Genomic DNA, 21,066 nt, shown 5'->3' on the forward strand with positions numbered 1-21,066 from the left:
ACCGTTCTGCTTTACTTTAGACTTTCCACTACCGGCCCGTGTATGTCTGATTCCGCCCCCACTGCCACTTTCACGGCTCTGCTCGAACCGGGTGGCCCGAGCTTTATGCCCACCCAGATTGTAATCGTGCCGCAGGACGTGGTGGCAAGCCTCGGGGGCAGCGCCACGCGGCGCGTGGTGGGCACTCTCAACGGATTTCCCATCCGGCTAGGGCTGCTGCCCCTGAACTCGGGCGAGCGGTACCTGATGGTGAACAAGGACACCTGCAAAGCCGCCGGTCTGCGCCTGGGCCAGCAGCTGACCGTGTGCCTCACCCCCGACCCCACCCCCGACGCTGTGGACCTGCCCACCGAGCTGGCCGAGGGCCTGGCCGAATGGCCCGAAGCGGCGGCCGGCTTTCAGCGCCTGACCGGGGGCATGAAGCGCGCCATTGCCTACCACATCAACACGGCCAAGCGCCCCGAAACCCGGCTCAACCGCACCATGCAGGTGCTGCGTCAGCTGGCCACGGGCGGCCATCCGTTTCGGGCACCCAAAGACTAACAACCGCCCGTGGCGCGTTATAGTGGGCAAATACGGATATTCGCAGGTCCTTATTCCCTTTTCGCTATGCTCCGTCTTCTGTGTTTTGCCCTGCTGTTGTCGGTTACGGCCAGCTGCAGCCAGCGGGTGTATACGGCCAACGCGCTGGTGCCCGAAGCCCTGACCCAGCACAAGCTGGTCGCCATTCTGCCCTTCGACGTGCAGCTCGACCGGTTTAGCCTGGAAGCCATTGCCTACGTGGGGGATGAGCCGCTGAGTCCGGAGGAAACCGACAAGCGCAAGCAGCGTTGGGAGGAAAAGCAGAAAGCGCAGCGGCGGGAAGTTGCCTACCAGCTGCAGCAGGAACTGCTCAACCAGCTGCTGCTGCGCCAGGCCAAGCAGCCCTACAAAGTGCAGTTTCAGAACGTGGCGGAAACCAACAGCCGCCTGGAGCGGGCCGGCATCACCTACGACAACCTAAACGACCACAGCATGGCCGAGCTGAAGGCAGCCCTGGGCGTGGATGCGGTTCTGTCGGGCGAAACCTCGCTGTTTCAGCCCCTGCCCAACGGGGTGGCCGTGGCCCTGCTGGTGTTCAGCACCGGCATTATTCCCCCGAACGAGGTACAAACCAACGTCACGATTCACGACTGCCAGAGCGGCGACCTGGTCTGGAAATTCGACCACCAGCTCATCGGCGACCTGCGCAGCAACCCGGCCACGCTGGCCCGCATTCTGGTGCGCAACTCGGCCAAGACGTTTCCCTACCGGCCCTAGCAAGGCCGCTCAGACTATCCGCAGCCAGCTTTTGGCCGTAGGCAGATCTTCGAAGGAGAGCACCACGGGCTGAGCCAGGGTATCGATGGAACGGTCGACGGAGAAGCGGCTGTACTGGTTGGGCGAGTACACCCAGGCCACGTAGTGCAGCCCAGCCGCGTGCAGGCGCGGAAACACGTTTATGGAGCGCCACTCGGGCGTCTCCAGCCACATATCCGTTACCTGCGTGTTGTCGTTGAGCAGCTTCTGGCAGTGTTCCGCCTCTACCAGCCCCAGGATGGCCTCGCCGCCTTCCCGGGCCCGCTCCAGCGTTATTTCATCGCGCCACTCCGCAAACAGCCACTCGTTCTTGTAGTCGTAGTAAACCGTGAGGTAGGGCAGCTCCTGCAGAACGCGTAGCGACATAAACCGGGAATATGGGAGCTGAAAAAGATGAGGAAATGAGGCTAATCCGGCCGGCTGCCCCCGTAGCGCAAAGCTAAGAAAATCAGCCACCTTGCCCACCAGCGCCCAGCTGATGGGAGCTGCTCGGCCGTAACCTTCGGGGCCGCGGAGCGGTTAAGCAGGCTACGTGCCGGCCCCGCGGGGTCGGCTTTTCACTGTTTATCTACCAAGAGTTATGGAATACAAAGAGTTAGGCGACTCCGGCGTGAAAGCGTCGGTTATTACGTTTGGCAGCTGGGCCGCCGGCGGCTGGATGTGGGGCGGCACCGAGCAGAACGACGCCGTGGGCGCTATCCGGGCCTCGTACGATCTGGGCGTAACCTCCATCGATACGGCTCCAATTTACGGCATGGGCCTAAGCGAGCAAATCGTGGGCGAGGCCATCAAGGGCCTGCCGCGCGACAAGGTGCAGATCCTGACCAAGTTCGGCATGCGCTGGGATTTGGCCGAGCCCAAGGGCGACTTCGGCTTCAAGACCAAGGACAACGACGGCCGCGACCTGGACGTGTACAAATACGCCGCCCCGGAAAGCATCATCAAGGAGTGCGAGGACAGCCTCAAGCGCCTGGGCACCGACTATATCGACCTCTACCAGATTCACTGGCCCGACGTGACTACGCCCATCGATGCCACGATGGAAGCCGTGGCGCGCCTCGTGGAGCAGGGCAAGGTGCGGGCCGTGGGCGTGAGCAACTACTCGGCCCAGCAGATGGCCGAAGCCGAAAAAACCGTGAAGCTGGCCTCCAACCAAGTACCCTACAGCATGGTGCGGCGCGATATTGAAAAGGAAGTTGTGCCATACTCCATCGAGCACCACAAGGCTATTCTGGCCTACAGCCCCCTGCAGCTGGGGCTGCTGACCGGCAAAATCAAGCCGGGCCAGCACTTCGACGCCAGCGACCTGCGCGCCACGCACCCGCTATTCAAGGCCGAGTTCGTGACCCGCGTGAACAGCTTCCTCGACAAAATCCGGCCGCTGGCCGAAAGCAAAAGCGCCACTCTGTCGCAGGTGGTGCTGCGCTGGACGATTTCGCAGCCCGGCATTACGGTGGCCCTGGTGGGCGCCCGCAACGCCGAGCAGGCCGTGCAGAATGCCAAGGCCATCGACGTGAAGCTCTCGAGCGAGGAGCTGGACTTCATTACCAAGGAGCTGAGCCAGCTGCAGCCGGCCAAGGCCTAAGCCCCGCGGCGCTCCGCCCCTTCCGTTCGTATCCGTATAAGAAGGTCGTGGAGCATATTCCACGGCCTTCTTTTTTGTTGTGACTTGCATGGATTCCCCCTACACCACGCTCACCATTCAGGAAATCCGGGAGGAAGCGCCGGACACCAAAAGCTTCGTACTAGTGCCCCCGGCCGGCGGGGAGCTGGCGTACCGGAGCGGGCAGTACCTTACGCTGGAGCACCGGCAGTACAGGCAGCAGGTGCGGCGCTCCTATTCGCTCAGTTCCTCGCCGGCCTGGCACGAGCCGCCGACCATTACGGTGAAGCGGGTGGACAACGGCCTGTTGTCGCGCTACCTCATCGACCAGGCCCGCGTCGGCGACACGCTCCAGACGCTGGGTGCAGCCGGCTTTTTCACTCTGCCCGAAAACCTGAGCAAGTACCAGCAGCTGATCCTGCTGGCGGCGGGCAGCGGCATCACTCCCATTTTTTCCCTGCTCAAAACCGTGCTGCGCGAGTTTCCGCAGCTGCGGGTGCTGCTCATCTACAGCAACCGCAGCCCGGCCACCACCATTTTCCGGGCCGAGCTGGAGCAGCTAAGCCGGCAGTTTGCGCAGCAGCTGCACCTGGAGCTTATTTACAGTATTGACCCCAACCTGAGCCGGGCCCACCTGCACAAAGATTTGCTTGAAGCCTTGGTAGGCCGGCACGCGCCCGGCCCGCCGGGCCAGACGCTGGCTTACCTCTGTGGCCCGCTGAACTACATGCGCATGGGCACCTACGGCCTGCACGAAGCCGGCCTGCCGCTCAGCCACATCCGGCGCGAGCTGTTTCATACAACTACAGCGCCCGTGCCCCACCGCGTGCCCCCCGACACGGCCGCCCACCAGGTGACTATCCGGCTGCGGGGCACGGCGCACCAACTCTCGGTGCAGTATCCGCAGACGATTTTGCAGGCCGCCAAGCGCCAGGGCTTGGTGCTGCCCTACAGCTGCGAGGCCGGGCAGTGTGGCAACTGTGCTGCCCGCTGCACGGCCGGCACCATCTGGATGGCCACCAACGAAGTGCTGACCGACCGGGAAACCGCGCGGGGCCTTGTGCTCACCTGCACCGGCTACCCCATTGGCGGTGATGTCACGCTGGAAATTCAGTAGCCAGACGGCCATTAAAAAAGCCCGGCTCAACGAGCCGGGCTTTTTCAGAGAGGAAATCTTGGTGAAGCGCAGAGAAGCTACTGGCCTTATTTAGGCATCACTACTTTGTCGATTACGTGAATCACGCCGTTGCTTTGCAGCACGTCGTAAGTCGAAATGCAGGATACATTGCCTTTCTCGTCGGTCAGAACCACGTTTTTGGGGCCGTTCATAGTGGCATACAAGCTGCCGCCGCTTACGGTTTTCAGCGTGGCCGTGCCTTTGCCGGCCTTGATGGCGGCCATGATTTTGTCGGAAGTCATGTTGCCGGCTACCACGTGGTAAGTCAGGATTTTGGTGAGAGTAGCCTTGTTTTCGGGCTTCACCAGGGTTTCCACGGTGCCAGCGGGCAGGGCGTTGAAAGCAGCATTAGTCGGGGCGAATACGGTGAAGGGACCTTTGCCCTGCAGGGTTTCGACCAGACCAGCGGCCTTCACGGCGGCTACCAGCGTGGTGTGGTCTTTCGAGTTCACCGCGTTTTCCACGATGTTCTTATTGGCGTACATGGCTTCACCGCCTACCATCACGGTGCCAGCGGGCGTCATCTTGGCCTGGGCCGAAGCCGACTGAACCGTAGCAGCGCCGAGCATGGCGACCAGAGCGAGGGAAAACAGATTTTTTTTCATGGTACTTTTTGCAGAAAAAGGTTGGGGTCGGAACTGACGGCACTTACGCAGGAGCTTTCGTCCCCGGATTTCAGCCTCCCCAAAATTTCTCAGCTAAGCACCCCAAACCAGCCTGCTTTACGCCGGACAGGTGCATCTCAGAGCTCTGCTATTCACACTATTACCTGTCTGCCAAAAATTAAAAGCCGATATCGAGCACCAGCGGCTGCACCTGCCACTGACCGGTGCGCACGTTGTAGATGGTGCGCACGCCGGCCTCCAGCGAGGTGCGCAGCCGCAGCGGGTTGAACACAAACGACACGTCGAGGCCGGCGGTGCGGTACTGCCGGCTGAGGGTGTTGCTGCCTACGGCCGTATCAAAGAAGCCCATGGCCTTGATGCGCTGCACGTAGAGCAAGCGGCCCAGCTCCAGGTGCAGGTCAGCCACGGGCAGGCGGTACTCCACGCTGCCGGTGCTGAGCTTGTTGAAACTCACGTAGCCTTCGCCCCGCGGGTAGAACACGGCCGGGCTAAACCGGTACTGCTGCTGCTCTTGCTGCTGGTAGCCGCCGCGCAGCCGCAGGGAGTGGTGCTTACCCACGCCCGGCAGGTACAGGCTGCCAAACACGGCCCACTGCCGGGCCTGCAGGCCCACGCCGAAGGGCGTGTCGCGCCAGGAGGCCGTCAGGGCCTGGCCCCAGCGCGGGGCCACGTCGCGCTTGCTTTGCTTGAGCGTGCGGGCGTAGGCCAGCGTGTAGTTCAGCACGTGCAGACTGCGGCCAAAGCCCACCTCCGTCACGGTGCGCACTGGCAAGTCGTAGCCCTGCACCTGCTCGGCATTGTAGTAGGCGCCCAGCGTAAGGGCCTGCTGATACTTGGAGCGCGTCAGGTTGAAAGGCAGCCGCACGCCGGCCGTCAGGCGGTTATAGGTCCAGTTGTCGGACAGCACCTGGTTATCCACGAAGTAGGACAGGCGCCGGCCGCCCCGCTGGAAGCCCAGATCCAGTACCGGATACAGGGCCTGGTAGCTCAGGTTGGCCGCTACGTTGGCGGTGCGCTCGGTCTGGTCGTAGCCGGCGGCCAGCACGGCCTGGGTGGTGTTCAGAATGTCCTGGGACCGGATGCCCACGCTCAGGGCCTGCCCGCTGGGCGCCTGAATCAGGCCCCAGCTGAACACGTTGAACATGTGACTAAGTCGGTGGTAGCGGGCCTGGGCCAGCGGCGTGGCCTCAGCCGGGGCCGCGCCGGGCAGCACCGGGCCCACCGTAGCCGCGCCGGGCAGCACCGGGCCCACCGTAGCCGCGCCGGGCTCCTGCCTCAGCAGCGGGTCGGTGTAGGCGGCCGGGGTGGGCGGCGCGGGCGCAGCGGGGAGCCAGGCCTCAGGCTGCAGCGGCATTTCCAGCACCTGCGCGCCCTCGGCCCGGAAGTCGTGGAAGGCCAGGTGGCGGCCGTCGGGGGCTACGGCGGCGTGGTAGGCACCCAGGGGCCGCGACGTGACCTGCCGCACCTGCCCCGAGCGGGTATCGAGGGCATATACGTTGTCGATGCCCGACTGCGGCGAGTTATACAGCACAAAGTCGCCCCAGGGCTGGGGGTGGCTCAGGTTGGTGTTGCTCACGGGCAGCAAGGCCTGGTGCTGGCCGGTTTCGGTATCGATGCTTCCGATGGTTTTGCCACCGGTTTGCAGCGTTACCACCACAATGGAGCGGTTGTCGGGGCGCCAGCGCGGGTGCAGGTAAAAGTCGTTGGTGGGGTTGGGCAGCACGCGCTTTTCCTGGCCGGTGACGGCATCGAGCACCACCAGTTCGTTCTGGTAGTCGGAGGCAGCGCGCACGGCAATGATAGTGCTGCCATCGGGCGACAAGGCGGCCGTGGTGTAGCGCTGCTTGGTAGTGAGCTTGGTGAGCTGCCCGCTGCTGAGGTCCAGCACCCGGATGTCGGAGTACACGCGCTGGCCCCAGCGCACGTCGGGCCGGAACTCCAGCCAGCAGGCCTTGCCCCCACCCACCGACAGCAGCTCCGGATTATTGACCAGCCCCTGCACAAACACGCGCCGCTCGGCTCCTTTGCGGCTTAACAGCACCAGCTGCGCAATGTCGCCAAGGCCGGTTTTCACGGCCAGCACCGTGCTGTCGTTTACGTACTGCGGGTACTGATACTCGGTGAAAACCCTGGACTCGGGCTGGGTTCGGAAGGCGGTGGCTTCGGTCAGCTTCAGATCTTGCTGTTGGCCGCGCCACGTCGAGTCGAGCTGCTGCACGGTGCGCTGGTAGAGGTCATCCACCCGCAGGTTGTTGCCCGAGCTGCGCCGCAGGCTGTTGGAAAACGAGAACGGGTAGATGGGCAGCCGGTAGTAGCGGTTCAGCACGTCGCTCCAGGCATTAGGGCCGTTGGTGCGTTTGTAGTTGGTGGTCATGAAATAGCCCAGCACGTAGTGGTTGGGCACATTGTCGCGGTAGGAGCCGGCCACCGACTTGCTGTAGCTGAAGCGGCGCCCGGCCAGCAGATTGGCCCGCAGGCCGATGTCGAAATACGGAATCCGGCCCCGGCCGCTGCGCGTGAGCAGGGTTTCGGTACCTACCGCGTCGCCTTCCCAAAACCAGTCGGGAATGCCGAGCGTGACCACGCCCAGTCCGCCGTAGCCAAAGAGCGAGTAGGCCAGGCGGCCCAGGCCCTGCTGACCTTTGTCGTACTGCACCACGTGGCGGTACTCGTGGATAGCCAGCTGATCGAGCCAGTCGAGCGTGCCGGTCAGAAACGGGTCCTGGGGCGTGGTGGTGAAAAACTCGGAGTGGCGCGGAATGATGGTTACAAAGCCGTTGCTGACCGTGGTCTGGTTCTGCAGAATCACCGACACGGGTCGGGGCTGTTTCTCCAGCGAGGCGCTGGCTGGCCCATACACCTGTTCGAGCCGCCGAGCGGTACGCTGGGCCTGGGGTGCGAAGCCTTCGGGATAGAGCACCTGAAAGTGGGGCGTGCGCACCTGGTACCAGCGCAGGGAAGTCGGGTTCTGGGGCAACACGGGCAGGGCGGGCTGCGCCAACGCGGGCAGGCTGGCCAGAGTAGCGGCCACGGCGGCCAGAAAAAACTTGGGCATTACATCGATGGGAAGAAGCACAGCCCGCGAGGCAGGACGCACCGGAATAGAAGAGCAGAGCAAACCCAGGGCTGCCCAGCGCAAACGGCCAGGTCGGGGTCTGACAAATTTAACGGCAAACCTGACACTTGCCGCCGTTGTTATACTGCCCGAAACGTCGTGCTTGCTTCCGGCACCTCCCCGCATCGGGCGCAGACCAAACAAGCACGGTTTTCGTAGGTAAGCCCGTGATGAAACAACTGAAAATCTACCTTCTGGGCGTGGTGCTGGCCTTAGCGGCCTGCTCGCAAAACCACTCCGACGCCCAAACCTTCCGCCGCTCCACTGCGGGCGGCGCCCCCAAAAACCTGCAAGGCTTGGCCGTGGCCACGTTTGCGGGCGGCTGCTTCTGGTGCACCGAGGAAATCTTCGAAGAGCTGCGCGGTGTCAAGCAGGTCGTGTCGGGCTACGCCGGCGGCCCGGAAAAGAACCCGACCTACGAGCAGGTGAGCAGCGGGCAGACCGGCCACGCCGAGGCCATCGAAATTTACTACGACCCCAAGCAAATCAGCTACCAGACGCTGCTCGACGTGTTTTTCCTGGCCGGCCACGACCCCACCACCCTCAACCGCCAGGGCCCCGACGCGGGCAAGCAGTACCGCTCGGTGGCCTTCTACCGCACGCCCCAGGAAAAGCAGCTCATCGACGCGACTATCAAGCGCGTGGATGCGTCCAAGCATTATGCCGACCCGATTGTGACCCAAGTGGTGCCCTTCCAGCAGTTCTGGCCCGCCGAAGACTACCACCAGGGCTACTACCGCCTCCACCCCGACAACCCCTACATCCAGTCGGTTTCGACGCCCAAAATCGAGAAATTCCGCAAGGCGTACAAAGACAAGCTGAACACGCTTTAGCACCCTAAAACCCGGCCCGCACGAGCCGGGTTTTTTGTTGCCGCCGCCGGCCGATTCTGGTCGGCAGGTTTATTATCATCCGTCGGGCTCCTTTGTCTGCTCCCGGGGTTATATTTGCTCAGGTTGCTTTTCCCTGTGCTGGCCAGGCCCAAGAAATCTGCTGTTCATCCTTGTTGCCGATTCCTATGCCCGTTGCTGCCGTCGACTTTCACCTCATCTTCGACTCCCTCCCCACGCCCCACCTGATTTTGTCGCCCACGCTGGCGGTGGTGGCCGTGAACGAGGCGGCCTGCCGCGTGCTGCACAAACCGGCCGCCGAGCTGGTGGGCCAGGATGCATTGGCTATTCTGCCGCCCTCGGTGGCCGGACCCGAACACACGGCCAGCCTGTGGCGCCAGGCCCTGCGCGAGGTGCTCGAACAGCTCGAAACCCGCACTGTAGCCACCCAGCGCTACGATATACCGCACCGCACCGGCCCCACCACCAGCTGCTACTGGCAGGCCACGCTGCGCCCCGTGCTGCAGGAAGGGCACCTGCGCCACGTGGTTTGCCGCGTGCTCGACGTGACGGAGCAGGTGCTGGCCGAAGAGCGGGGCAGCTTCAGCCACGAGAGCTTCAACTTGCTCACCCAGGCCACCCACGACGCCATCTGGGATATCGACATGCGCACGGGCACGGTGTGGCGCAATGAGATGTTCACCACCCTGTTTGGCCACCCGTCCGGCCTTTCCCCCGACTCCCAGCTCTGGCAGCAGCACGTGCACCCTGAGGAGCGCACGGCCGTCGAAGCCGCGCGCCTCGCCATTATGGAAGGCCCGGGCTCGGTGCTCAACGATGAATACCGCTTTCGGCGCGCCGACGGCTCCTGGGCCGAGGTTATCGACCGGGCCTACATCGTGCGCGACGAAGCGGGCCGGGCCGTGCGCCTGCTCGGGGCCATGCAGGACGTAACCCAGCAGCGCCAGGCCGAGCACCAGGCCCGCCAGCATGCCCTGCGCTTTCAGCTGCTGGCCGAGGTGCAGCCCCAGCTGATCTGGACCACCGATACGGATGGTATCATCAACTACGTCAATCCGTACTGGGAGCAGTACATGGGCATGGATCTGGCCGAGTCGCGCAACTGGGGCTGGGGCCGCCAGGCCCATCCCGACGACCTGGCGCAGGCCCGGCAGATTCGCCAGCGCACATTTGAGCAGGAGCAGCCCTTCGAGCTGGAAATGCGGCTGCGGCAGGCCCAGACCGACCAGTACCGCTGGTTTCTGGTGCGGGCCGTGCCGGCCTACGATGCCGAAGGAGCCATTACGCAGTGGGTTGGGGCCGCCACCGACATCAACGACCAGAAGCGCACCGAGCAGGCTTTGCAGCAAAGCAACACCCAGTTCGGTAAGCTGCTCGAGTCGTTGCCCCAGATGGCCTGGACCTCGGACCCGGATGGCCGCGTGAACTACTACAACCAGCGCTGGTACGACTACACGGACAGCTCGTTTGCCGAGCTGCGCGACTGGGAGAATTTCGTGCATCCCGACGACCTGCCCACCACCCAGGAGCGGTGGCGCCATGCCATTGCGCACCACACTCGCTTCGAAACCGAGCACCGCTGGCGCAACCACTACGGCCAGTACCGCTGGTTTCTGGCCCGGGCCGAGCCCATTCACGACGACCAGGGCCAGCTTATCTCTTGGGTGGGTACCAACACCGACATCGACGAAAGCCGGCAGGTGCGCGACCAGATGCAGGAGAAAGACCGGCTGCTGCGCCGCATCATGGGCCAGATACCGGCCAACATCGGCACCCTGCTCGGCCCCGACCACGTCATCGGGTTCGTCAACGACGGCATGAAGCGCCTGTATGGGCCCCGGGCTGTGTCCGGAGCCCGGATTGCTGATGCCCTGCCCGAAGTGGAGGAACAAGGCTTCGTGGCCCTGATGCAGCAGGTGTATACCAGCGGCCAGCCCTACTACGGCCTCGAGCAGCTCACCCTCATCGAGAACGAGCAGACCGGGGAGCCCGAAACCCACTACCTCGACTTTACCTACCAGCCCCTGCGCGACGAGGCCGGCCAGATTCAGGGCATTCTGGTGTTTGCCGTGGAGGTAACCGACCGGGTACTCTCGCGCCGCCGGGCCCTGGCCCTGGATGCCGCCGTGCGCCAGCGCGACGAGGAAATGCGCGTCATTACGGAGGCCCTGCCCCAGATTACCTACATCAGCACACCCACGGGCCAGCCTTCTTACCTGAGCCCGCAGTGGTTTGCTTACACCGGACAGGCCACCGCCGACAACCTGGGTGAGTTGCAGCAGCAGGCCACCCACCCCGATGACTGGGACGCTACCGCTGAAACATTCAGCGCGGCGCTGGCCGCCCGGCAGATCTGGAGCGGGGAGCTGCGCCTGCGCCACCACTCGGGCCAGTACCGCTGGCACCTGAGCCGGGCGGTGCCCATGCTCAATGAGCAGGGCCAGGTGCTGCGCTGGTACGGCTCTACCACCGATATTCACGAGCAAAAGCAGATTCAGGCCACGCTGCGCTGGAGCCAGGAGCGCTACGAGCTGGCCGCTCTGGCCACCAACGACGCTATCTGGGACTGGAACCTGCTGACCAACGAGGTGGCGTGGAACCCGGCTATTGAGCGGGTCTTCGGCCACCACCCCGAAGGGCTGGAAACCACCGCTGACTGGTGGTACGCGCAGCTGCACCCCGACGACGCCGCCCGCGTGGTGGAGGGAATTCACGTGGTTATCGACAGCACGGAAGCCGACTGGCAGAGCCAGTACCGCTTCCGCCGCGCCGACGGCTCCTACGCCCAGGTATTCGACCGGGGCTATGTGTCCCGCGACGCAGCCGGCCGCGCCACCCGCATGATTGGCGCCATCCAGGACGTGACGCAGCAGCGCCTGGCAGAAACGGCCCTGAGTCAGCGCGAAAAGGAGTTTACCACCCTGGCCAATTCCATGCCCCAGCTGGCCTGGATGGCGAATCCCGATGGACACATCTTTTGGTACAACGAGCAGTGGTATGCCTACACGGGCACCACGCTGGCCGAAATGCAGGGCTTTGGCTGGCAGAAAGTCCACCATCCCGACTACGTAGATACCGTTACGAAGCGGTGGCTGGCGGCCCTCAGCGGCGAGCAGGCCTGGAAAGACACGTTTCCGCTGCGGGGCCAGGACGGCGACTACCGCTGGTTTTTGTCGTGGGCCCAGCCCGTGCACGATGCGCAGGGCCACATTGTGCGCTGGATTGGCACCAACACGGACATCACCGAGGCTAGGCGCATCGAGCAGCAGCTCAAGGAGCAGAACGTGGAGCTGCGCCGCATCAACGAGGACCTGGACAACTTCGTGTATACCGCTTCCCACGACCTGAAGCAGCCGATTCATAACATGGCCGGCATCTTCGAGGAGCTCACGCGCACGGCTTACTTCCGCGACCCGGAGGCCATTAAGCTCATCAGCATGTTTGAGCGGGCCCTGCAGCAGATCTACGACACGATTTATAACCTCTCCGAGCTGGTGCAGGTCCAGAAGCTGCGCCACGAGCTGCCCACCGAAGCCGTGGCCCTCGAACCCCTGGCCCGCGAAGTGCTGGACAGCATCGGCGAGCAGCTGGCCAACGTGCGCGCCATCGTCACCACCGACTTTGCCGCGGCTCCGGTCGTGCATTTTGTGCGGCCCAACCTCCAGAGCGTGCTCTATAACCTGGTCAGCAATGCCCTAAAGTACGCGGCCCCCAAACGCACGCCCCGCATTCATCTGTGGAGCAAGCTAGAAGACGACCATATCGTGCTCTACGCCCGCGACAACGGCGTTGGCATCGACCTGGAGCGTTACGGCAGCCAGCTGTTTCAGATGTTCCGCCGCTTCCACGACCATGTTTCCGGCTCGGGCATGGGCCTGTACCTGGTCAACCGCATCGTGCAGAGCTACGGCGGGCGCATCGAGGTGCAGAGCGAAGTAGGCAAGGGCACCACCTTCAGCATCTACATTCCCGTGGGCAGCCACGCGCTGGCGCCGGCACCGCAGGAATCGGTTTTCTCGATTTAATTTGGACAAAGCTGGTAATTCTAGGGCGGGCGGTTGTTTCTTGCCACCTGTACTTATGCACGTCTATGCCCTTACCGCTCCTTACCTCCAAGCTGCCTGATGTAGGCACCAGTATTTTCTCCGTCATGTCGCAGCTGGCGGCCGAGTGCGGAGCCATCAATCTGGCCCAGGGCTTCCCCGACTACGACCCGCCCCAGGCTCTGACCGAGGCCCTGGCCCGCCACGCCCGCACCAGCGGCCACCACCAGTACGCGCCCATGCCCGGCCTGCCCCGGCTGCGAGAGGCCATCAGCCGGAAAACCGCGGCCGTCTACGGCGTAGCGGCCCCCAATCCCGACACGGAAATCACCGTCACCAGCGGGGCCACCGAGGCCCTGTATGCCGTGCTGGCCGCCGTAGTACGGCCCGGCGACGAGGTGCTGGTGCTGGAGCCGGCCTATGACCTCTACGGCCCGGCCATCCGCCTGCAGGGCGGCATTCCGGTGTACGTGCCCCTACGCGTGCCCGAATTCACCCCCGACTGGGACCAAGTGAAGGCGGTCCTCTCGCCCCGCACCCGCCTGGTGATGATCAACACGCCCCACAACCCCTCGGGGGCGGTGCTCACGGCCCAGGATATGGCCACGCTGGCCGAGCTGCTGGCCGGCAGCTCGGCGTTTCTGCTCAGCGACGAGGTGTACGAGCACATGGTATTCGATGGGCAGCAGCATCATAGCGCCCTGCAGTTTGCGGCCCTAGCCGAGCGCAGCTTTGTGCTGTCGTCGTTCGGCAAAACCTACCACGCCACGGGCTGGAAAGTGGGCTACTGCATAGCCCCGGCGGCCCTGACGGCCGAAGTGCGGCGCGTGCACCAGTTCCTGACCTTTGCAGTGAGCACGCCCGCCCAGCACGCCCTGGCCGACGTACTGGCCGACCCGGAACAGTACCAGACCCTGCCGGATTTCTACCAGCAGAAGCGCGACCTGTTCGCCGGGCTGCTGCAAAACTCGCGCTTCGATCTGCTGCCCTCGCCCGGCTCCTATTTTGCCCTGGCGCGCTACCACCGCATTTCGCAGGAAGGCGACCTGGCCTTTGCCCAGCGCCTCACCCGCGAGTGTGGCGTGGCCGTTATTCCGGTATCGGCCTTCTACCACGACGGGCTCGACCAGGGCCTGATCCGGTTTTGCTTTGCCAAGCGCGCCGAAACCCTGACGCTGGCGGCGGAGCGTTTGTGCCAAGTCTAGAGCCGAAGAGGCTTCATCAAACGTAAGTGCCATTGTTGTTTCACCGAGCGGCCGGGCCGGCGTAGGAACTATCGGAAAACCCTTAGCATTCTTCTGGTAAGAAGTGCTATATTTCTCTGATACAACTCCGCTGCTCTTCCCACTCCCTCAACCTACTGCGCGTGTCTGACTTAACTGTTTCCTTCGTTCAAGCCTCTCTGCAATGGCACGACCCGGCCGCCAACTGGGCCGAACTAGGCCAGCATATCGACGAGATTTCCGTCCGGACCGACCTGATTGTGCTGCCGGAGATGTTTACTACCGGCTTCAGCATGGATGCGGCCAGCCTGGCCGAAACCATGGACGGCCCCACCGTGGCCTGGATGAAGCAGCTGGCCGCCGCCCGCGACGCGGTAGTAACCGGCAGCCTGATTATCCGGGAGCAGGACCAGTATTTCAACCGCCTGCTCTGGGTGCGCCCCGACGGCACGCTCAGCTACTACAACAAGCGCCACCTGTTTGGCGTGGCCGGCGAGAAGGACGTGTACACGGCCGGCACCGAGCGTCTGATTGAGGAGTGGCGCGGCTGGCGCATCTGCCCGCTGGTATGCTACGACCTGCGCTTCCCGGTCTGGAGCCGCAACCCCAGCACGGCCCCCTACGATCTGCTGCTGTACGTGGCCAACTGGCCCGCCTCGCGCCGCACCGCCTGGATTACCCTGTTGCGGGCCCGCGCCATCGAAAACCTGGCCTACACCATTGGGGTGAACGTGGTGGGCATTGACGGCAACAGTCTGGCCTACGCCGGCGACTCGGCCCTGCTCGACATGCGGGGCGAGTACTTGGTGGAAGTCGGCAACCACGAAACCAGCATCACGCGCACCCTGCGCCGCGCCGACCTGGAAGCCTTCCGGGAGCGGTTCCCGGCCCTGAACGACGCCGACACCTTCTCGCTCGGCGAGCCGGTGTCCGAGCTTTCCCATCAGGGGTAGCCGCCCAAACCAATCCGCCCATTAGCACAAAAAAAGCCCTTGGTACAGTACCAAGGGCTTTTCTGTTTACTCCGCGTGTACCTGCTTGCTTACTGCACTACCAACCGCTGCACGCCGGTCTGCCCGTTGGCAGCCTCAGCCCGCACGAGGTAAACCCCGGGTGCCAGACCGCGCAGATCCAGGGTGTGTTGCTGGCTGAGCGTGGCCGCGGTCCGGACGCGGCGGCCTAGCACGTCCAGCACGGCGAGGCGCGTGGGGCGAGGCGTTTCGATGGTGGCCGTGGTGGTGGCGGGGTTTGGGTATACGCTCAGGGCCAGAGCCTGCGCGGCGGGCTTGGTGCTCAGTACCACGGCGGCGCGACCCAGGGCCACTACCCCACCGGTTTCAGTACCGATAAACAGCTCCGGAGCTCCGTCGCCGTTCACGTCGGCGGAGGTGATGGTGTAGAGGTTTTCGATGCGCGAGCCCAGCTCCAGATTCTCGTAGCGGCCCAGCGTGCGGTTATACAGCACATCGGTGCGGTCCAGGAACATGGCGGCTTGGTTGCGGAAGTTCGAGTAGAAGTGCAGGCGGCCCAGCTCGTCGATGGTAGCCAGGTCGGGCTGCCCGTCCCGGTCGAAGTCGGCGACGGTAGCAGCCAGGTTGTTGGGCCGCTCGTTATCGGGGGTGCGGAGGCGGCCAAAGTCGTTGTTGACCAGCGTAAAGGCCCGGCTCAGCGGCTGGCTGCCGTTGTTGCGGTAGTAGCGCAGGGCCTGCCCCGGAAAGTCGGCGGAGTTGCTGTTGCTGCTCAGCAGCATGTCCACGTAGCCGTCACCGTCTACGTCGGTAAAGCAGGGGGTGTCATAGGTGCGGGCCGGCACATTTTCGAGCAATACGGGCGAGGCCGTGTTAAAAGCGGCCGGCTGCGAGGTCGTGGCGGTGTTGAAGATGTAGGCAATGAAGTTGTAGGAGCTGTTGCGCACCCCAAAGGCCGAGTAGGCCAGATCCAGCGCGCCGTCCCGGTTCAAATCGACCAGCACGGGCCGCAGGGACAGGTACTTCTTGGCCGACAGGTTCAGATAGTCGCTGGTAATGAGCTTGTAGATGGGCACAGTGGCCGTACCCACGTTCTGGTAAAACCACAGCGACGCCCGATAAAAACCGTTGGCTGTTACGCGGCCCACGCCCCCGATGAGCATGTCCTTGAGTCCGTCGCCGGTCAGGTCGCCGAAGGCCGGGGCGGCTTTGTCGCTCACGTCCAGCATGTCTTTCTGCAGGAAGTTATTCTGCCGGAAGGCGAAGTTGGGCACCGCCGTCGAACTGGTATTCTCATAGAGCCACACGCTCTGCCGGGTCTCAATGGTGTCGAGGTGGTCGAATACGTTGGGGGTCACTACTAGGTCGGGGCGGCCATCGAAAGTAACGTCCAGGGAATAGGGCGCGGGAAAATTGGGCACGCGCACCGGCGTGGTCGCCGGAAAATTGCTGCTCACCCCGGCCTGGGTGAAGCGAGCCGTGGCGGCCGTGCCGGTGTTGATGATGCGAATCAGCTCCGAGCAGTTGTCGCGGGCCGTAAGCAGGTCTTTGTCGCCGTCGCCGTCGAGGTCGATGGGCAGCAGGTTGTTGCCGCTGGTGTGGTTGGGCTTCAAAAAGGTGCTGCGGCACGTTTCGGAGCCAAACACGAACGACGAGCAGCTCAGGTAGCAGGTTCTCAGGTCGCCCCACTCGTTGGTAGATTTCTGAAACGCCAGGCCACCGCAGCCCGCCGTGCTGGTATTCACGAAGTAGTGAATGGTGGCGCTGTTGATGTAGTTGAAGGTAGTAATGTCGAGGCGGCCGTCGCCGTTCACGTCCTCAATGGCCGGCGTGTTGTAGCCCCCGGTATTAATGTTGATCAGGCCCCCGTTGGGGCCCGGGTCGAAGTATTCCAGTTCGTCGCTGAAGCGCTGAAACGTAGGCCGCCCGCCCGCGCCGGCCACGTTGCGGTACACCCGGATGCTGCCGCTAATGGTGCCCATCGTGAAAATATCGGGGCGGCCGTCGCAGTCGAAGTCGCGCAGCTGCACCCAGTTGGTGAGCTCGGCCGGAAACAGCGACTGGTACTCGGGCGCATACTGCCACAGGCGGCCGCCGGCGGGGTTGGCTGCATTCAGGAACGTCAGGGAGCGGCGCGTCTGCCGGTCGAAGAGGTAGAGGTCGTTCTGATTGTCGCCGTTCAGGTCGATACTCGAGAAATGGGTGGTGTTCAGCCCGCCCGCCCAGGGCATGCGCAGCGTGTCGGGGCCGTGTACTACTTTTGCCACCGACTGGTACTCCAGCCCGAACGGGGTTTGGGCCGAAACGCCCAGCGGCAGCCCGATCATTACGCCAATAAGTAGCAGGAAAAATACGGGTTGTCGCATCGGTTGAACCTGAGTGTAGAACAGAACAAAAGTAACGTCAAGGTACACACAAACAGCATGGAAGACATAGCGGTTTTATACGCCCGGTTTCAGCAGTGCACGGCCGTTAGCACCGACTCGCGCCAGGACCAGGCCGGCACGCTGTTCGTGGCCCTGAACGGCCCTTCGTTCCGGGGCCGCGACTTTGCCGCCCAGGCCCTGGCCAAGGGGGCGCGCTACGCCGTGGTGGACGACGCGGAGCTGGTTGCCTCGGCCCCGGACCGCTACAGCTACGCCCCCGACCCGCTGCTGGCCTTGCAACAGCTGGCCCACTACCACCGGCGGCAGCTGGCTATTCCGGTTATCGGCATTACGGGTTCCAACGGCAAAACCACTACCAAGGAGCTGGTCCATGCCGTGCTCAGCCGCCGCTACGCCGTGCAGTACACCCGCGGCAACCTCAACAACCACATCGGCGTGCCGCTGACCCTGCTCAGCATCCGGGGCGGGGAGCACGAGCTGGCCATCGTGGAAATGGGGGCCAACCACCAGGGTGAAATTGAGCTGCTCAGTCGCCTGGCCGAGCCCACCCACGGGCTTATTACCAACATCGGCAAGGCCCACTTAGAGGGTTTCGGTGGCGTGGAAGGCATTGCCAAGGGTAAAGGCGAGCTGCTGCAGTTTCTGGCGGCCACCGGCGGCTCGGCCTTCGTGAATACGGCCGATACGCGGCTGCCCGCGCTGGCCGCTCCGGTAGCCAACCGCATTACCTACCCCGGCCCCACCGACGACTACCCCGCGGAGCTGCTGGCTGCCGCCCCTGACGTGGTGCTGCGCCTGTTCGACGGCACGGTGGTAGAAGCCCAGATTACGGGCGGCTACAACTTCCTGAACCTGGCCGCCGCCGCCGCCGTGGGCGCACACTTCGGGGTTCCCACCCCGGATATTGCCGCCGCCCTGGCCGGCTACGCGCCCACCAACAACCGCTCCCAGCTGGTGCGCACCGGCCGCAACGAGGTGATTCTGGATGCTTACAATGCTAATCCGTCGTCGATGGCGGTGGCGCTGGCCAGCTTCGCGGCCCGGCCGGCTACGGCGGAAAAAGTGGTGATTCTGGGCGACATGTTCGAGCTGGGCACCGAGAGTGAGGCCGAGCACCGCACCCTGGGCGAGCTGCTCACGGCCCAGCAGTTCGGCACCGTGCTGCTCTGCGGCCCTGACATGCGGCACGCCGCCCAGCACCCCGGCTTTCACCACTTCGCCACCAAGGCCGAAGCGGCCCAGTGGCTGGCAGCCCACCCGCTCACGGGCAAGCAGATCCTGATCAAAGGCTCCCGGGGCATGGGCCTGGAAACTCTACTGCCGCTGGTGTAACCGGTTTTTCAGGCGGAAATCAGCTAACACATAACGTATCCAAAACCAGAATATCATTCCGAGCATGCGAGGTTCCTCGCATGCTCGGAATGATATTCTGGTTTCTATAAAAGCGTAAAAAGGTCGGTGGAAGCAATTTCCAACGACCTTTTTTAGATGATTACCGCCAGCTTATTCGAAAGGTGTATCGAAGTCGGCAAACAGGGGGAGCACCCGGTCTTTATCGGACACGAGCGGGGCGTCGATGCCCCAGTCGATGCCCAGCGTGGGGTCGTTCCAGCGCAGGCCGCCCTCGGAGCCGGGCGCGTAGTAGTCGGTGCACTTGTAGAGAAACAGGGTGTTCTCCTCCAGGGCCATGAAGCCGTGGGCGAAGCCAGTGGGCACGTAGAGCATATTGCAGCGCCGCGAGTCCAGCTCCACTTTCACGTGCTGCCCGTAGGTGGGCGAGGAGCGGCGCAAATCCACTACCACATCGATTACCCGGCCGGTGGCCACGCGCACCAGCTTGGCCTGGCTGTGGGGCGGGCGCTGGAAGTGCAGGCCCCGCAGCACCCCGACTCCCGAGCTGGACTGGTTATCCTGGACCCAATTGCCAACGGCGCCGGCTTCCTGCATGATCCGGGCGCTGAACGATTCAAAAAAGGCGCCGCGGGGGTCGCCAAATACCCGAGGCGTAAACTCGATTACGCCGGCCAGAGCGTGGTGCTTAATTTCCATTCAGGGAGAGAGGTTATGAATCCGATGCCACAGGTGTGTTAGGTAGTGGCAAGGTAGGGAGAATACGGGCTAGCGTTTGCCGGGAGCAACGGCTTCTACAATACGCAGGTACTTGTCGAGCACAATCTGCTCGTCGAACTTTTGCTCGGCCAGCTGCCGGCCGGCCTTGCCCATGGCTTCTAGCTCGGCGGCGCTGAGGCGCTGCACCGCTAGCATTTTTTGGGCTAGATCAGCCGCGTCGCGCACCTGGCAGAGCAGGCCGTTTACGCCATCGACCACCGTTTCGCGGCAGCCGGGCACGTCCGTTGTCACGATGGGCTTGCCCATGGCGGCGGCTTCGAGCAGGGTTTTGGGCGTGCCTTCCCGGTACGAGGGCAGCACCACGCAGTCGGCCTGCTGGATGTGCTCGGCCACGTTATCGGAGGTGCCCAGGTACTCAATATTACCCCCCTTGAGCCACTCTTCAAACACGGCCCGCTTCACCCCGATATTGCCCGACTCATCGACCCCACCCAGCAGCTGCACGCGGGTACCGGGCAGGGCCTCGCGCACGATGCGGGCCGCTTCGAAATATTCCTCCACGCCTTTCTCGTAGAGCACCCGCGCTATCATCAGGAAGGTGAACGGCTCGTGGCGCACAAACTCCTTGGCGGGCCGGAACCGGTTGGTATCGACCCCGGAGCCGGGCAGCAGGTCCGTTATGTCGGGGCGCACCAGACCGTGCTGCAGGAACAGCTGCCGGTCGTCGCCGTTCTGGAAAAACACCCGCTTGGGAAAGCGGAAGGCAAACCGGTAGAGGCTCAGGGCCACCTTGCTCACCAGGTTCTGCACGATAAACACCGTGCCCAGGCCCGACACGTTATTGACGCTCGGAATGCCGGCCAGCTTGGCTGCCAGCGTGCCGTAGATGTTGGGCTTGATGGTGTACTGGAGCACCACGTCGGGCTTTTCGCGCCGGTAGATGGTATAGAAGCGGCGCGTAAGCTGGGCGTCCTTGATGGGGTTGGTGCCCTTGTTTTCCATCAGAATGGGCACGTAGCGGCACCCCAGCTCGGTTTCGAGCCGCTCGGAGTAGGCGTCGGGCGGGGCTATGGCCAGCACTTCGTGCCCGGCCGCCTGCAGGGCCTTGACCAGGCTCCGACGAAAATTCCAGATATTCCAGGAGGTATTGATGACAATGGCAACGCGCATAGGGCAGACTCGGGATTCGGGGCGCAAAGGTAGCAGGTCGGGTTTCGGTATCGGCAAAAAAGTAGCTCCCGGGTTGCGTACCTTCGCCCCATGATTCGCTTTGCCCCTTTTCTTCTGCCCGCCGCAGTGCTGCTCAGCCTCGCCAGTGCCTGCAGCTCGGCGCCTTCCTCCGAACCGGCCGAAGCCCCGGTGGCCGCCGCTCCTGTGGAGCTTCCCGGCAAAGCTCTCTACACCCAGAACTGCGCCGTGTGCCACGGTCCCGACGGCAGGAAAGGCCTGAACGGGGCCCACGACCTGACCAAGAGCAACCTGAATGCCACCGGCCGCGTGTATATGGTAACCCAGGGCCTGGGTAACATGCCTTCCTTTAAAGGTCAGCTGACCGAAGCGCAGATTCAGCAGGTCGTGGACTATTCGCTCACTTTGCAGTAAGCAGTTCTGCTGGCCGGCTTGTGCTGGCTTTGCGCCGAAGCTGCTTCCCTCCTTCTTTTCCCC

Annotated in this window: 16 protein-coding genes; 10 read left to right on the top strand and 6 right to left on the bottom strand. The window is 63.5% G+C overall.

What is annotated here, in order from left to right:
• Positions 1-42 precede the first annotated feature (42 nt).
• Positions 43-543 carry a YdeI/OmpD-associated family protein gene (locus LGH70_RS02385; RefSeq protein WP_226182309.1) on the top strand — a complete coding sequence of 167 codons (501 nt, stop codon included), beginning with the start codon at positions 43-45 and terminating at the stop codon, positions 541-543.
• Between the two features lie 66 nt (positions 544-609).
• On the top strand, positions 610-1,299 hold the full coding sequence (locus tag LGH70_RS02390; RefSeq protein WP_226182311.1) for a hypothetical protein: 690 nt from the start codon (positions 610-612) through the stop codon (positions 1,297-1,299).
• A gap of 9 nt (positions 1,300-1,308) precedes the next feature.
• On the opposite strand, the gene LGH70_RS02395 is transcribed toward LGH70_RS02390, so the two are convergent.
• The gene (locus LGH70_RS02395; RefSeq protein ID WP_226182313.1) at positions 1,309-1,704 is read right to left on the bottom strand and encodes a hypothetical protein; all 396 of its coding nucleotides are present in this window, start codon (positions 1,702-1,704) and stop codon (positions 1,309-1,311) included.
• Between the two features lie 214 nt (positions 1,705-1,918).
• Here LGH70_RS02395 and LGH70_RS02400 point away from each other — a divergent pair, with 214 nt between their 5' ends.
• Positions 1,919-2,923: an aldo/keto reductase gene (locus tag LGH70_RS02400; protein WP_226182315.1), complete on the top strand. Its 1,005-nt coding sequence runs from the start codon at positions 1,919-1,921 to the stop codon at positions 2,921-2,923.
• Between the two features lie 88 nt (positions 2,924-3,011).
• The gene (locus LGH70_RS02405; RefSeq protein ID WP_226182318.1) at positions 3,012-4,058 is read left to right on the top strand and encodes a ferredoxin--NADP reductase; all 1,047 of its coding nucleotides are present in this window, start codon (positions 3,012-3,014) and stop codon (positions 4,056-4,058) included.
• Positions 4,059-4,144: 86 nt separating this feature from the next.
• On the opposite strand, the gene LGH70_RS02410 is transcribed toward LGH70_RS02405, so the two are convergent.
• Entirely contained in the window at positions 4,145-4,723 is a 579-nt protein-coding gene (locus LGH70_RS02410; protein WP_226182320.1) for a fasciclin domain-containing protein, read from the bottom strand.
• 178 nt (positions 4,724-4,901) lie between these two features.
• Complete coding sequence (locus tag LGH70_RS02415; protein WP_226182322.1) at positions 4,902-7,799, bottom strand: TolB-like translocation protein; 2,898 nt, start codon at positions 7,797-7,799, stop codon at positions 4,902-4,904.
• A gap of 230 nt (positions 7,800-8,029) precedes the next feature.
• Here LGH70_RS02415 and msrA point away from each other — a divergent pair, with 230 nt between their 5' ends.
• The 4 genes from msrA (at position 8,030) to LGH70_RS02435 (ending at position 14,929) form a co-directional block, all read left to right on the top strand.
• Positions 8,030-8,692, top strand: a complete 663-nt coding sequence (msrA, locus tag LGH70_RS02420; RefSeq protein ID WP_226182324.1) for a peptide-methionine (S)-S-oxide reductase MsrA — start codon at positions 8,030-8,032, stop codon at positions 8,690-8,692.
• A gap of 185 nt (positions 8,693-8,877) precedes the next feature.
• Complete coding sequence (locus tag LGH70_RS02425) at positions 8,878-12,735, top strand: PAS domain-containing protein (RefSeq protein WP_226182326.1); 3,858 nt, start codon at positions 8,878-8,880, stop codon at positions 12,733-12,735.
• A 65-nt stretch (positions 12,736-12,800) separates the two neighbouring features.
• Entirely contained in the window at positions 12,801-13,958 is a 1,158-nt protein-coding gene (locus LGH70_RS02430; RefSeq protein ID WP_226182328.1) for a methionine aminotransferase, read from the top strand.
• Between the two features lie 161 nt (positions 13,959-14,119).
• Positions 14,120-14,929, top strand: a complete 810-nt coding sequence (locus LGH70_RS02435) for an amidohydrolase (protein WP_226182330.1) — start codon at positions 14,120-14,122, stop codon at positions 14,927-14,929.
• Between the two features lie 89 nt (positions 14,930-15,018).
• On the opposite strand, the gene LGH70_RS02440 is transcribed toward LGH70_RS02435, so the two are convergent.
• Positions 15,019-17,310: a T9SS type A sorting domain-containing protein gene (locus tag LGH70_RS02440; protein ID WP_226182332.1), complete on the bottom strand. Its 2,292-nt coding sequence runs from the start codon at positions 17,308-17,310 to the stop codon at positions 15,019-15,021.
• 57 nt (positions 17,311-17,367) lie between these two features.
• Here LGH70_RS02440 and LGH70_RS02445 point away from each other — a divergent pair, with 57 nt between their 5' ends.
• Positions 17,368-18,663: a UDP-N-acetylmuramoyl-tripeptide--D-alanyl-D-alanine ligase gene (locus tag LGH70_RS02445; protein WP_226182334.1), complete on the top strand. Its 1,296-nt coding sequence runs from the start codon at positions 17,368-17,370 to the stop codon at positions 18,661-18,663.
• A gap of 171 nt (positions 18,664-18,834) precedes the next feature.
• On the opposite strand, the gene rfbC is transcribed toward LGH70_RS02445, so the two are convergent.
• Both rfbC and LGH70_RS02455 read right to left on the bottom strand, forming a co-directional pair.
• Positions 18,835-19,380, bottom strand: coding sequence for a dTDP-4-dehydrorhamnose 3,5-epimerase (gene rfbC / locus LGH70_RS02450; RefSeq protein ID WP_226182336.1), 546 nt, complete (start codon positions 19,378-19,380; stop codon positions 18,835-18,837).
• 69 nt (positions 19,381-19,449) lie between these two features.
• Positions 19,450-20,571, bottom strand: coding sequence for a glycosyltransferase family 4 protein (locus tag LGH70_RS02455; RefSeq protein WP_226182338.1), 1,122 nt, complete (start codon positions 20,569-20,571; stop codon positions 19,450-19,452).
• A gap of 90 nt (positions 20,572-20,661) precedes the next feature.
• On the opposite strand from LGH70_RS02455, the gene LGH70_RS02460 reads away from it, so the two are divergent.
• Positions 20,662-21,003: a c-type cytochrome gene (locus LGH70_RS02460; protein ID WP_226182340.1), complete on the top strand. Its 342-nt coding sequence runs from the start codon at positions 20,662-20,664 to the stop codon at positions 21,001-21,003.
• The last annotated feature ends 63 nt before the right edge of the window (positions 21,004-21,066 follow it).

It is taken from the genome of Hymenobacter nitidus (assembly GCF_020447315.1).
GTDB classification, from domain to species: Bacteria; Bacteroidota; Bacteroidia; order Cytophagales; family Hymenobacteraceae; genus Hymenobacter; species Hymenobacter nitidus.